This is a genomic window from Paenibacillus sp. JJ1722, assembly GCF_048282685.1.
GTDB lineage: Bacteria > Bacillota > Bacilli > Paenibacillales > Paenibacillaceae > Paenibacillus > Paenibacillus polymyxa_B.
In genome coordinates this window covers 358,891-372,434 of sequence record NZ_CP182500.1, presented here as the reverse complement: position 1 = coordinate 372,434, position 13,544 = coordinate 358,891, and the positions used below count along the sequence as shown (strand labels likewise).

The 13,544-nt window shown below is 46.6% G+C and carries 10 protein-coding genes; 4 read left to right on the top strand and 6 right to left on the bottom strand.

The annotated features are described in order from the left end of the window. Positions 1–51 precede the first annotated feature (51 nt). The 3 genes from ACM1ND_RS01540 to ACM1ND_RS01530 form a co-directional block, all read right to left on the bottom strand. On the bottom strand, positions 52–1,326 hold the full coding sequence (locus ACM1ND_RS01540) for an ABC transporter substrate-binding protein (RefSeq protein ID WP_023986647.1): 1,275 nt from the start codon (positions 1,324–1,326) through the stop codon (positions 52–54). 183 nt (positions 1,327–1,509) lie between these two features. Continuing rightward, positions 1,510–2,076, bottom strand: a complete 567-nt coding sequence (locus ACM1ND_RS01535; protein ID WP_013308403.1) for a DUF420 domain-containing protein — start codon at positions 2,074–2,076, stop codon at positions 1,510–1,512. A gap of 290 nt (positions 2,077–2,366) precedes the next feature. Beyond that, positions 2,367–2,642, bottom strand: coding sequence for a GNAT family N-acetyltransferase (locus ACM1ND_RS01530; RefSeq protein WP_013308402.1), 276 nt, complete (start codon positions 2,640–2,642; stop codon positions 2,367–2,369). Between the two features lie 315 nt (positions 2,643–2,957). Between ACM1ND_RS01530 and ACM1ND_RS01525 the strand changes: the two genes are divergently transcribed. From ACM1ND_RS01525 to ACM1ND_RS01515, 3 genes are all read left to right on the top strand, one after another. Next, entirely contained in the window at positions 2,958–3,920 is a 963-nt protein-coding gene (locus ACM1ND_RS01525) for a DNA ligase (RefSeq protein WP_418026962.1), read from the top strand. A 111-nt stretch (positions 3,921–4,031) separates the two neighbouring features. After that, a complete protein-coding gene (locus tag ACM1ND_RS01520; RefSeq protein WP_023986644.1) occupies positions 4,032–4,574 on the top strand; it encodes a MarR family winged helix-turn-helix transcriptional regulator in 543 nt (180 codons plus the stop codon). Continuing rightward, positions 4,559–5,482, top strand: a complete 924-nt coding sequence (locus ACM1ND_RS01515) for an alpha/beta hydrolase (protein WP_418026961.1) — start codon at positions 4,559–4,561, stop codon at positions 5,480–5,482. The genes ACM1ND_RS01520 and ACM1ND_RS01515 overlap by 16 nt, the downstream gene beginning before the upstream one ends. Positions 5,483–5,542: 60 nt before the next feature. Here ACM1ND_RS01515 and ACM1ND_RS01510 read toward each other — a convergent pair whose 3' ends face one another. Then, positions 5,543–6,478, bottom strand: coding sequence for a manganese-dependent inorganic pyrophosphatase (locus ACM1ND_RS01510; protein WP_269321404.1), 936 nt, complete (start codon positions 6,476–6,478; stop codon positions 5,543–5,545). Between the two features lie 362 nt (positions 6,479–6,840). On the opposite strand from ACM1ND_RS01510, the gene ACM1ND_RS01505 reads away from it, so the two are divergent. Continuing rightward, a complete protein-coding gene (locus tag ACM1ND_RS01505; RefSeq protein ID WP_418026960.1) occupies positions 6,841–11,130 on the top strand; it encodes a S8 family serine peptidase in 4,290 nt (1,429 codons plus the stop codon). An 83-nt stretch (positions 11,131–11,213) separates the two neighbouring features. Here ACM1ND_RS01505 and ACM1ND_RS01500 read toward each other — a convergent pair whose 3' ends face one another. Next, positions 11,214–12,704, bottom strand: coding sequence for a sensor histidine kinase (locus tag ACM1ND_RS01500; protein WP_053324453.1), 1,491 nt, complete (start codon positions 12,702–12,704; stop codon positions 11,214–11,216). Further along, positions 12,701–13,387 carry a response regulator transcription factor gene (locus ACM1ND_RS01495; RefSeq protein WP_013308395.1) on the bottom strand — a complete coding sequence of 229 codons (687 nt, stop codon included), beginning with the start codon at positions 13,385–13,387 and terminating at the stop codon, positions 12,701–12,703. Before ACM1ND_RS01495 ends, ACM1ND_RS01500 begins: the two co-directional genes overlap by 4 nt. Positions 13,388–13,544: the final 157 nt, after the last annotated feature.

The following is a 13,544-nucleotide window of genomic DNA, read 5'->3' as shown; positions in this document are numbered from 1 at the left end:
CCTGATTTTGATAAATGAACAGGGGAGTATTCATTTACTCCCCTGTCAAACCTATTGCTTTAAAATATCGTTCACTTCCTGCTCCAGGGCAGTAAGCGTCTGCTTCGTATCCGTACCGTTCAATACAATATTTTGCAAAGCTCGCGCGATGGCACTGTTCACATCTTTGGCATTAGGCACACCGACCATATAATCTGTCGCCTTATCCAAGCTTTGCGCGGATACTACCTTGGCTTGTGCTTCTAATGATTTGTCAGACTGAGTAAAATATGGATCTTTAATGGAGTCTTTCGTGGAAGGTAGTGTATTCGCCGCTTTAGAAAAAGCTGTTTGACTCTCTGCGTTTGTCAAGAAAACAGCAAATTTCACTGCTTCGTCCACATGTGCAGACTTAGCAGGTACGACCAGGTCCATGGAGTTGGAGAGCCGCACATCAGCTTTACCGGTTGGGACAGGAACAGCAATTGTGTTCTTATAAACATCCGGCGCTGCCGTTTTGATAAAATTGATGAACGTTGGGCCTGCCAGCTCGAAAGCAACCTGCTCGCCGGCATAATATTTCACTTGTTGTGAGAAGTCAGCGTCTTCCTTGAGTACAACGCCATCTTCCATCTGTTTTTTTAGATTATCAATCATAGTGACTGCTTCTGGTGTATTGAACGCCGCTGCTGTCTTTTCTTTATTTAGAATAGGAATGCCGTCCACAGCGAAAAGCTTGGATACAAGTTGCTGAGCATAGCCTGCTTTGCCAATTTTTCTATTGATTTGACGGCCCCAATCAGACAATTCTTCCCGGGTTTTGGGCGGATGAGCAGGGTCCAATCCGGCGGCTTTGACCAGCTTTGTATTCATGTAAAGCACTTCTGTACCGGTATACCAGGGTAGCGCATAAGCTTTACCGTTAATGACTGTGGAATTATAAATACCCTCGAAATAAGCAGCCTTTTCCTCGGGCGACAAATGCTCATTCATATCAACAACAGCACCCTTGGAGCCCATTTGGCTAGCAAATTCTGTATTGAGATTGACTACATCCGGACTGCTGTTGCTAGCGATACTTGTCAACAGCTTGTTGGTCACTGCATCATAAGGGTAATCCTTCCAGTCAATTTTGACATTGGGGTTCTTCTGCTCATAATCGGCAATCACCCGATTGAAATACGGGGTAAATGTAGGTTGTAGTGCAATGGTCCAAAATTGCAGTGTTACTTTCCCTCCGTCAACCTTTTCCGACTTTGATCCTCCACCACCGCAGCTGCTCAGCAGTACAACCAGCGCCAGCATAGATACAAGCAACCGTAACCTGCCTTTCGCTTTCTTTGTCACATGGTGACCCCCTTGTTCTTAGTTGATTAAGGCAAATTATAGCAGAAATACCGCTAAAGAAGGAACGTTTTTTCAATAAAATAAATTTAGAAGGAATAATTTTTCTTTTATTGGATACAAAAAAGACGCCTCTTCAGCAGAGACGCCATTTTCCTAAATCAACCCGCAAAGGGTTCACATCTATTAATAGTATGGGGCCATGAAAACGTACACCAGTACCCCAGTCAAGCTCACATATAGCCAAATTGGCATCGTCCAGCGCGCAATCTTACGATGTTTTGCTACCTGCATCGTCCATCCCCATACAACTGTGAACAGTGCTAGCGGTACAATAATCGCAGCCAGTATGCTATGCGAAATCAACAGCGTAAAGTAGATCGGCCGAAGGATACCCACCCCACCATATTTTGCAGTTTCCGGCGAAATGTAGTGAAAGGTCAGGTAGGAAAATAAAAATAAAACGGTACTGGCGAAGGCCAGCAAAACAAAGGTTTTATGAAGCTTAATGTTCTTTTTGAAAATAGCAACCAGTGCAGCCACCAGAAAAATAAACGTGAAGCTGTTAAAAATCGCATTCAGCCTTGGGAAAATAGTGAGATCAAAACTCACACTACCCTGGTATCCGATCGGCGAAAAGAACAGCAGCAAAATAATCACGTTGGCTATAATGGAAACGGTGATAATCAAGGCTGTAAAATTACGATTGCTCGTTGGAACGTACTGCTTGTCCTCACTCGCTTTATTCATCATGAGCGTCTCCTTCGTTAAATTCAGGTTTTCGTTACTGTTGTAGTCATAACCATAATATATTATATAGAACTCATGGACAGCCTGTGAAGTGACAACAGTATGAACAATTTCACAGCCATCTGTCAGAAAATATGCTTCAACATTTGAAATAGCCCTTTACTTCCCTATATCAACGGTAGAATGCATTGATTTTACAAGCTTTATGCACACATAAAAAACACCGGGAAGGTCTGATTACCCGCTCCGGTGTTGTGTCGGTTATGCAATTAAGCAGCCTTGATGATCCATATTCATTGCTGCCATACGTCACTGTATTCCTGATGGCGCTTGAACAGAGCAAGCGCGTACGAGCAAGCAGGGATAACCTTTTTATGCTGATTCCTTGCCATATCAACCACTCTGTCGATGAGCTCCTTGCCGATTTTTTGACCCCGTAACTGCTCGGATACAAATGTATGGTCAATGACCAATGAGTGGTCATCTATGGATTTATAGCCTACTTCTGCAACTACCTGTCCATCATCCACCATGACTACTGCATGGTCCTCCTCGCGAATTTGTCTCATGAAACCAATCTCCTTTCTGACTGAAGAAAATCCCGTTACAACTCCATGCTAACGTATTACTGCAATCACTTCATGCCGACGCTAGATATCCTTATCATTCCCCTATTTAGGAATCAGCGAAACATCACATACGAGGATTTTGCAAAAATCCCATAAGCGACTTCCAATGAACAAGATATAGATCGAAATGGTTTAGTTCGTCTATATCTTGCACTTCGAAGCGACTGGAATCGAATTTTTCAAAATCCTGACACATAAAATAGGATCTATCGTCGACACTATATTTATTCCAATGAAGGCAAGGGAGGTGCTGCGTTGCGTACAGAAATAAAACCTGTCATCCCGTTTGAGCCGGAACTGAGCGAAAAAGTACCTGTAGATCCGGGCCTTTGGCGTTACGAAATAAAATGGGACGGTACGAGAATTTTGACGTATCACGACCAGGGCGGTACGCGTCTGTTTAACCGCAAGCAGCATGAACGAACGCTTTTATACCCGGAGCTTGCTCTCTTCCCCTCCTACTGTAAGGCTGATTCGGTCATATTGGACGGGGAAATGATCGCACTCGGTGCCGACGGTAAGCCATCGTTCCATGAAATTATGCGACGGGATCTGATTCGTCGGACGGATCGAGTTCAGTCAGCCTATGAAGCTGTACCCGCTACTTACATGTTGTTTGATATTGTTTATCTGAACGGGGAGTGGGTTCATCTTAAACCGTTACAGGAAAGGCTTGAACTGCTGCATCAGATCATCATACCGAATGAACGGATTCAACTGGCTCCCGCTCATCCTGATGGACAAGCTCTATTTCAGGTCATGTGCAGCCAAGGAATGGAAGGCATTGTGTGTAAAAAGCTGGATAGTCCGTACACATTGGGCGGAAAGGACGGACGATGGCTCAAGGTCAAAAATTATGGCGATATCATTGCCGTTATCGGTGGCTATACCCTAAACGGAGGCATTATCAATGCTGTGTTACTGGGCCAATATGATAAACAAGGAATGCTGCGCTATATCGGGCATGTGGGGACGGGTAAGCTGACTCGGGAAGATTGGCGTCAGCTTACCGAGCGCCTGCTGCCACATACCATATCGGAGCGACCTTTTAGCAATAAACCGGATCGGCATCAAGACGCATTTTGGGTGAAACCCATGTATACCGCCAAGGTTCAATATAGTGAATGGCGGTGGCAAGAAGGACGTACCCTGCGTCAGCCCTCCATACAAGCCTTTGTGAATCAGGGCCTCGATCAGTGTATCGGCCCCTGGATGTGACGTTTTACAGATATATTTTCAAAAAAATGCGGAACAAAGTTTGTATAAATCATTGCAACCAGTGGTTAATTAAATTACAGTTAACTAATTAACTACATCGAGGTGGATCGCATGTTCTTTTTTTTGGACTCCGAAATTCGTCAACTGGCCTATAATCTCTTTCCAGGTGGCAATAAACCGATTGGTGTTTTGGTAGATTTATTTTCCATAACGTATGAAATACGTAAAAACATGGAAAAACGTTCGCGTGAATTTGGTCTGTCCTACGGGCAATATATCGCGCTTTGTGTACTTTCAGCGCAAAGAGATGAAATGTCATCTCCTTCTGCTTTGGCTGAAAAGATGGGGGTAAGCCGAGCAGCAATCAGTTCTATGGTTATTTCTCTCGAACAAGAGGGATTCATTAATAAATATGACGATCCCAATGACAAGCGGGGAGTGTTCGTGTCCCTGAACGATAAAGGAAGAAGTAAAATTCAACAGATGGACCCCTTTTTCGTAGGGCTGGCTTCACGTCTGATGTCAGACTTTAGTGAGTCGGAAATCTGTCAGTTCCAAACCTATTTGTCACGCGTACGTTCTGCGTTTGAAGATGTCAAAGGTTCGCGTCTAACCGACTCCAGAGAGGAGAGAGAAAAATGGTGCGAAGACTGAGACAAAAACTGTTCGTCAAACTTGCCCGCATATCGGCTGGCAGAATGGTAGCTGCGTCCGATTTCAAACCTTCGCATTCTCCCAAAGTACATCGGAAAGAAAGGATCATTCCCACCTCTGTTGGTGACTCCAGGGTGATTGTATATGAACCTTCTCACCGGTCTGCTGATCCACTCCCTGTATTTGTAAATTTCCATGGCAGCGGCTTTGTAATGGGCAGCGCCGAAATGGATGATCCCTGGTGTCCGGTCATTACTGAACGTGCGAATTGCGTTGTCGTTAATGTCGATTATCGCTTGGCCCCGGAGTATAAATTCCCTATCCCGCTACAGGAAAGCTATGATGTAACCCAATGGTTGTACGAGCATCCTGATGTGCTCAACGTAGATCCTCAACGCATTGCGGTCGGGGGACACAGTGCAGGTGGTAATCTAGCGGCAGCGCTGTATCTTATGGCCCGGGATCGCAAGGAATTTCCGATTATATATCAGGTACTGGATTACCCACCATTAGATATTGCTACAGATCCCAAATTGAAGCCCCAATTCGAGAAAGCCATTCCGCCACGAGTAGCAAAGATCTTTAATGAAAGCTACCTGCACTCACCAGAGGAGGCGCGGAATCCGTTAGTTTCCCCCATTTTTGCAGAATCACTACATAATCTCCCTCCTGCTCTGATCATAACCGCGGAGTTGGACTCCTTGGCTGACGAAGCCGAGTTGTACGCCAAACGGCTGATTGAAGCAGATGTGTCCGTGACGTATAAAAAATACATGGGTGCCGCACATGCATTTACCCATAGCGGCGATCTCGCTGTAGCTGAAAACGCCTGGCACCTGATGAGCGATCAGTTGAAATTGGCATTTGAATTCCGCATCGGAGACGTCCTGGCAGAACTGAAGAAATAAAAATAAGCCTCCTGCTTCCACTGCCATTATGCAGGGGTTCAGGAGGCTTATTATTTATCCTTACAAACTGTTAAAAGCGTCAGTCAATACAGGCACAATTTGCGATTTTCGCGATACAACGCCTTTTAGAACAGCCTTGTTGTCATCCAACTGTACATTATAGGCTTTCTCAACCGCTTGTGCTTGGCTTCCCAGGGCAATACCAATGGAATCACTGTTCACAATGTCTGTTACAACGAACAGGAACAGATCGAGATTTTTGGCCTCAATGGTTTGGGATAATGCAACTTCTAGGTCAGCTTGACGCGATAGCACATCGTTGACGTCTACCGCGTTCACTTGAGCAATTTCCACTTTGCGACCATTCATCTGAAATTCTTTGGCATCCAGACTCACTAACTGTTCAATGGTGTGACCACTCAAATCAGCCCCCGCTTTAAGCAAGTCAAATCCGTAACGATCTGCATCCACACCAGCAATTTCAGCCAGTTCACGAGCAGCAGCTACGTCTTGATCCGTGCAGGTTGGGGATTTGAACAACAGGGAATCGGAAATAATCGCGGACAACATTAGACCTGCGATTTCTTTCGGAATCGCTACACCATTTTCCTTGTAGAGCTTGTTCAAAATGGTGGCTGTGCAACCCACTGGCTCAGCGCGGAAGTATAACGGCTGGCTTGTTTCAAAGTTAGCGATCCGGTGATGGTCGATGACTTCAGTTACACGTACTTTGTCAATATCAGCGGCGCTTTGCTGGCGCTCATTATGATCGACCAAAATGACGTTGTCCGTTTCAGCAGCAACCTGCTCAACTAGACGTGGCGCGCTCACTTTGAAATAATCCAGTGCATACTGCGTTTCCCCGTTCACCTCGCCCAGACGAACCGGCTCTACGTCCGCGCCCAGTTTGGTTTTTAAGTCTGCATAAGCAATAGCTGAGCAAATGGTATCCGTATCCGGATTTTTATGCCCGAAAATCAATGTTTTTGCCAACATAATCGACTCCTTTGCCTTAGGCATTTTACATGATTGTGAAACCTCAACAATTCCAATGCAGATTATATCATTAAATCTCGCATTCTCCCATTCCCCTTCGATTGTTTTCAAAAATAATCTAGTAAATTCATAACATTTCCATGGAATCTATATGTGATGTTACCCTTATTTTTTCTAAAAATATAAAAAACATATAGTAATATATCCCACCAATATGGTAAGATATGCCTCAAAACTGGCAAGTTAGTCACCAGTGGTCAATTCTATTATTTTAGATATTAAGGGAGGCGTGAGAACAACGGCAGTGGCTTCAAATCCTAGTATGTAGACATATCATATTTTGATTGAAAAGAGGGAAATCTTTGAAAAAGCCGATCATTTTGCAAAAAATACCTGTCGTATCACTCGCTCTTGCCTTGACGGTAAGCTTGTCTCTGCCGTCTGTCAGTTCTGCTGCTACCGCAGATCTGCAAATCAACTCATTTTTGGAAGCTCAGCAAGCATTGACTATTGAGGCGGCTCCGGCCTTCATTTCGCCAGAGCTAAGCACAGATTCTTCCCGCCAAGTCAGAGTTATCGTACAGCTTGATGGTGAGCCCCTAGCCGTGGACAAATATGCGGCACGTTCAGGCGTCCAAGCTTTCACAGCTCAATCTGAGCAAAAAGCGGAATCCGCGATTGCCACCGAGCAAACTACGTTCGTAGACCAAGCCGCTGAGCATGGTATTTCTCTTCAGGTGAATTACCAGTACAACACAGTGCTTAACGGCTTGGAGATCACACTACCAGCCAATAAGATTCCAGAACTGGCTAAACTACCAGGTGTAAAATCCATTCATGAAAACAAAACGTATTATTCCATCCCCGTACAGGACCCGCCAACACTTACAGCCAGTGAAGCCACTTATGATAACGCACCGCTGGACCAGATTGGTGTTCCTGAAGCCTGGGCCAAAGGACTGAATGGCGAGGGAATCAAGGTCGGGGTTATTGATACCGGTATCGATTATGAGCATCCGGATTTGAAAGAAGCCTATAAAGGCGGATATGACTCTTTTGAACAAGACAACGACCCTTACGAGGAACCGTTCCTTGAAAAAGAAAATGACCCATACGGCACAGGTTTTAGCGGAACGACACATGGTACTCACGTCTCCGGCACAATTGCCGGTAAAGCCGCAAATAAATCCTCGGATATTGTGCAAAAGGGTATTGCCTATAAATCGGACTTATACGTGTATAAAGTGCTTGGACGCAATACCAAGACGGGACGCTCCTCCGGTTCCTCCGCACAGGTCATTGATGGCATTGAACGCGCTGTCAAAGATGGTATGAACGTCATTAACCTGTCGCTGGGCTCGGATTCCGAAAAGGATCCGAACTCCCCCGACTCCATTGCTATTAATAATGCTGTACTTTCCGGCGTAGTCGCGGTCATAGCGAATGGTAATGCGGCACAGGAAGGCCCCTATTTTTATTCCATGGGTTCTCCCGCAACATCACAGTTGGCGATTTCCGTCGGTGCAGCCACTTCGCCGAGCAAAAGCTTCTCGGGTACAGCTTCGGTCACCCGTGACTCCTATTGGGAGGCTAACGGTGAATTGAAAAAGACCGTAACTGATGATGCTTATGTACATTATGATTTTAATTTGATGGGCTGGGAGACAGGCAGAGAAGACTTTGCCTCCATTTTGGGAACTGCCCCTTATGAGCTCGTATATGCGAATCTGGGACAACCTGATGATTTTGAAGGGAAAGACGTAGCAGGAAAAATAGTCCTCGTTTCACGCGGCAACTTGGCATTCGTGGATAAAATCGCAAATGCGAAAGAAAACGGTGCGAAGGCTGTAATCGTTTTTAATGGGAATACGAAAGCGGGCGACATCACCAAAGCTGATTTAGGGGAAAGTATTTCAGGTCGCGATGACTACGTAAATTCCAATTTGGGTGACAGCTTTGACTTTATTCCGACCTTTGACATGAAAGGTAAGGAAGGGCGCGCGCTGGCTAAACAACTTGTGGACAATGCTGGAGAGAAGTTCTCCGTCTCCTTTGGGGCAGATTATATTCGTACAGATAATGCAGGCGATACGATGGCCGGTTTCAGCTCCCGTGGACCGAACGGAGATGAACTACTCAGCATCAAGCCGGATGTGAGCGCACCGGGTGTGGGCATTTTATCAACCTACCCTGCCTTCGCCAAGTTCTATCCGGATGCATCTTATGAGCAAGCCTACAAACGCAGCAACGGTACAAGTATGGCGTCTCCGCATGTGGCTGGACTTGCTGTGCTGCTGAAGCAACAGCATCCAAACTGGACACCGTTTGATATCCGCGCTGCTCTGGCAAACACTTCGGTTACACTCTTTGATGAGGATAAAATCCAATATGATGTGTATTCCCAAGGTGCAGGCCTTGTAAACATCGCTAATGCAATTCAGACGCCAGCCCTGCTGGAAACCGTCGAAAAGATTACGATTCTCGACAAAAACTTTAATCGGCAGGAGGTTGTGAATTACAATCCTTCCGCCAGCTTCGGGGTGTTACGACCTGGTAGTGATGCGAAGCAGATTCAGCTTCAACTCAAAAACTTGTCGGCTAACACTGTGCAATATGAAGCCAGCACCGTTTTACATGATAATGTAACCTCTGATCCAACTAAGCCGATTGCTACACCTGACGTGAGCAACATTGCCGTTCAGTTGCAAGGTGTGGGCGCGAATGGAGCAATCTCGGCAGAACCGGGTAAATCGCAACCGTTCTTCCTGTCTGTACAACCAAATTCAGGTGCAGCCACAGGTGTATATGAAGGGGAAGTTATTCTGAAAAGCGCCGGACTGCCAACACTTCATCTGCCGTTCGTCGTTCATGTAGGCAAAGAAAATCCAACAACTGGCTTCGGCTTGCAGGACTTGAGTGTCACCAACCCGATTATTTATCCGAGTCGTACAGGTGCTCAACGCTCAACAGATTTGGCATTCCGCCTGACCACAGATAAAACCAACCAGATCGCGCTTTATGTATACGGCGTTGATGATAAATTAATTGGTCTTATTGACGGCATTACGACTTCAAAAGAACAAGGAGCCAACGCTCGCCTCAAACAAGGCGCATATTCCTTCAAGGATATTGACGGAAGTTACGTCGAATTAGATGACAATGGAAAACCTGTTCTGGATGCTAATGGTCAGCCCGTGATTCAGCATTTGAAGGATGGCGTATACAAGCTGGAAGTCAGTTCTCCAGAACTGAATAAAGACGGCGAAGTCGTACGCAATACCGACGGTCCTAAACTCTTCACCGCCACTAAAGCTATCCGTGTGGATAATAGCGCCGCATCCAGCGGTAGTGTTGGAGGCGGCGGTGGTGGAGGTGGCAGAAGTAATACTACACCTTCTGCTGCAACGAACACATCCACTCCTGTCTCTACATCTGCACCTTCACTTCAAAGCGTTGTGAAACAAGGGCAGGCTGTTAAAACTGTCACTACAGCCGTTGCATTGAACAATAATGTACAGTCGCTGACAGTAACCGATGCAGATTTACAGGGTGCCGTGATAGCAGCAGGTTCCAGCCCGACAGCTATTGTACTGTCGGCTACTAGCCAAGCAGGCCAAACGACAAAAGCATCGCTCACTTCCACACAACTGGTAACGTTAGGCAAGGCTGCAGCAGGAAGCAGCTTGATTGTAAGCAATACAGGTTCTTCTTTGGCTTTGCCAGTATCCGCTCTGAAAAATGTTCCTGCTGGTGCAGGCATTGAAGTGATAATCAGCAGCCAGACAGAGGCGAGTGGCACTTTTACAAGTAAGCTGAAAGGCTCCAATGTGATCGGCATCCCGGTAGGGTTTGAAGCTAACGTTGTTACTGGTGGCAAGAGTCAATCGCTCAAAGTTGCTCCAGGACAGTTCATTAGCAGATCCTTTACCGTACCTGGTCAAATTGATTCCAATACAGCCGGTGTACTCTATACGGCAAATGGAAATGTCTATCCCGTTCCATCCGTCTTCACTAAGCAGGCTGATGGATCTACCGTCGTCAAGGTAAGCCGACCGGGCTTCTCGACGTATGCAGCGGCGACACGTCCCGTTAGCTTTGAAGATATTTCATCGTCGTATGCCCAATCCGAAATTCAATCGCTGGCGAACAAGTTGCTGATCAATGGCACGACCGACACGACTTTCTCACCGAAGAAGAAAGTGACACGTGCAGAATTTGCAGCCCTGGTAACTCGGGCACTCGGCCTGACACCGGGTACTGCTGCACCATTCAGTGATATCCCGGCAGGTAGTTGGTACTCCGGCGATGTAGCAGCCGCTTATGAAGCTGGTTTGATTACGGGTCGCAGCAGCGACAAGTTTGATCCGAACGCTAATATCAGTCGTCAAGAAATTGCTGTCGTGCTGGGTAAAGCTGTAGATCTGCTTCAAATCAAAGCAGCAGTCGATGGCCCTGCACGTACACCGTACCATGATGCTTCATCCTTTGCAGGCTATGCCAAGGACAGTATTGAAAAAGTAAGTGCAGCAGGTATCATCAACGGAGAAGCGATTAAAGGCTCCTCCTACTTCCAGCCGAATGCACCTACAACCCGTGAGGCATCTGCCAAGGTGCTGCATGTGCTTTTACAGAAAGCTTCGCTGATTAACTAACAATAGAAAAGCCTCCCGAGCCGTGTTATAACCAAAGCTGCGGTTCGGGGGGCTATTTTTATGTTACGCCATAATCTTAAATACTATACTGTTCCCGCTAAAGGTAACGTTACTTTGAATACACTTCCCGTTCCCGGTGTGCTTTCGGCCGTAATGTTCCCGCCGTGTGCTTCTACGATAGACTGTGTAATGGCCAGACCAAGACCCGCCCCGCCTGAGCTACGTGTACGCGATTCATCTCCACGATAAAAACGCTCAAATATCCGCTCCAGCTGTTCTTTACTCATGCCTGGTCCGTTATCACGAATTTGGATATCCACCAACTTCTTCCCTGCAGACAGGTTTACCTGGATCACACCTCTTTCCATATCGGTATGCTGAACAGCATTGTGAAACAGGTTGAGCACTACCTGCTTGATTTTATCCCCCTCTGCCAATACCCGTATACCTGCCGTCATATCAAAAACCACTTTACGTGTACCTGCCAGCATAAGGAGCTGCGGTTTCATTTCCAGCAGCAACGCATCTAGTGATATGTCTTCCAGCTTCAACTCCGGTGTTCGATCCAGCTTAGCCAACAATAGTAAATCAGAGACAAGTTTATTCATCCGCTTGGATTCACCATACATACTTTCTAGTGCCGACTGAAGCTGCTTCGGATTAGATGCTGCCCCACGAAGCAGCACTTCCAAGAAGCCGTGAATAGACGTGAGCGGGGTGCGCAGTTCATGGGAAGCATCCGCAATAAATCGTCTCATCTGCATCTGCAATTCCCGTTCGGCAGCAAAAGAATGCTCCAGCCGTTCCAGCATCCCGTTAAATGAAACCGCCAAACGATCCACCTCATACTGCCCCTGCTCTGCGTCAAAGCGCTCGGCCAGATTGCCCGCATCAATACGTTTGACTGCCTCGACCATCCTGGAAAGAGGCACCAACGTGCGGCGCAGCACAGGAAGCATAAGCGCCAACCCAATCGCAAGCGCAATCAGAGACAATAAAATAAAGGTGCGGAGCTGGTTAATCAATTGCTCTTGCATAGAAGTCGTGGATACACCCATTTGAAGTAAACCGGACGAACGGTCAGGTGGACCGAGCGGACGGAATACAACCAGTTGCTCTTTCCCCTGAGCATCCGTGATTAATTGATAGCCGTGACGCATGCGTTTGCTCTGCTGCATTGCATGATATTGCTCAGTGGTGAGACGTGGCGGCTTAAGTCCGTTTTCGTTGGACAAGCTCTGGAAAGTGCCGTCTGTATCTATAGAAGCGAGCGACATATCCGGCCAAAACAAAAACGGCCCCGGTCGATTATTCCTCCGATTGGTTTGTTCTTGGGGAGCGGTTACCCCACTCTGCTCCTGCGAATCCTTAATCAATAAATCGGCAGGAATTGAATTCAACTGCGTATCCATAGCTTCTGCCCGACTGCGATACAGAAAATCTTTCATCAGAAAATATTGTAGAAAACCAATCAATACGAGCAGCAAAGCCAAAATGAGTAACGTTCTGGCCAAAAGCTGGGACCGGAGAGAACGAAGCGCATATTTTCTCCGACTTTTCCCGCCCGCCTTCATAGCAGATCCACCCGGTATCCCACACCGCGTAGCGTACGAATGACCCGGTGCTCCTTGTCTTTGAGTTTTTCACGTAAGGAGCGAATGTACACCTCAACAATATTATCCTCGCCTCCAAAATCGTACCCCCATACCCGGTCCAGAATACGACTTTTACTCAGCACAATCCCGTGATTAAGCACCAGAAACTTCAATAGTTCATATTCGGTAGGCGACAGCTCCAGCACCTGACTCTGATAACGAATTTCCTTGCGTCGATCATCCACTTGAAAGGGGCCGTGAACCACTTCCCCCAGCAGATCGGGGAACTGATTGCGCAAGCGCGCTTCAATGCGAGCCAGCAGCTCATTAAAACTGAAGGGCTTTACGACATAATCATCCGCGCCGAGTTTTAATCCCTTTACCCGATCGTCTACATCATCCTTGGCGGTCAGCATAATGACCGCGATGTTATCCTCCGTCTCCTTGAGACTTTGGCACACCTCAAAACCGTTCATTTCCGGCATCATCACATCCAGCACCGCTACATGCGGACGAAACTCTCTTGCCAAATCGAGCGCTTTACTCCCGTTCTCGGCGGTTCTGACTTCATATCCTTCATTAATCAGTCCAAGCTCTAAAAATTGCAAAATATGAGGCTCATCATCTGCCAGCATAATTTTAACTCCGTGTATTGGATTCATTATTAATCTTCCCTTTCATGTTGCCGCATTTTTCTCATAAAAAAGTCAGTTCATTTTTACCTGTATCTAATATACCTGAATCCTGTCGCAAAAAAAGTACCTCTGCTCAGCTTTCAGCTAACGTTCAGGGAGCGCTCAGAACCCATTAAGGTACGTA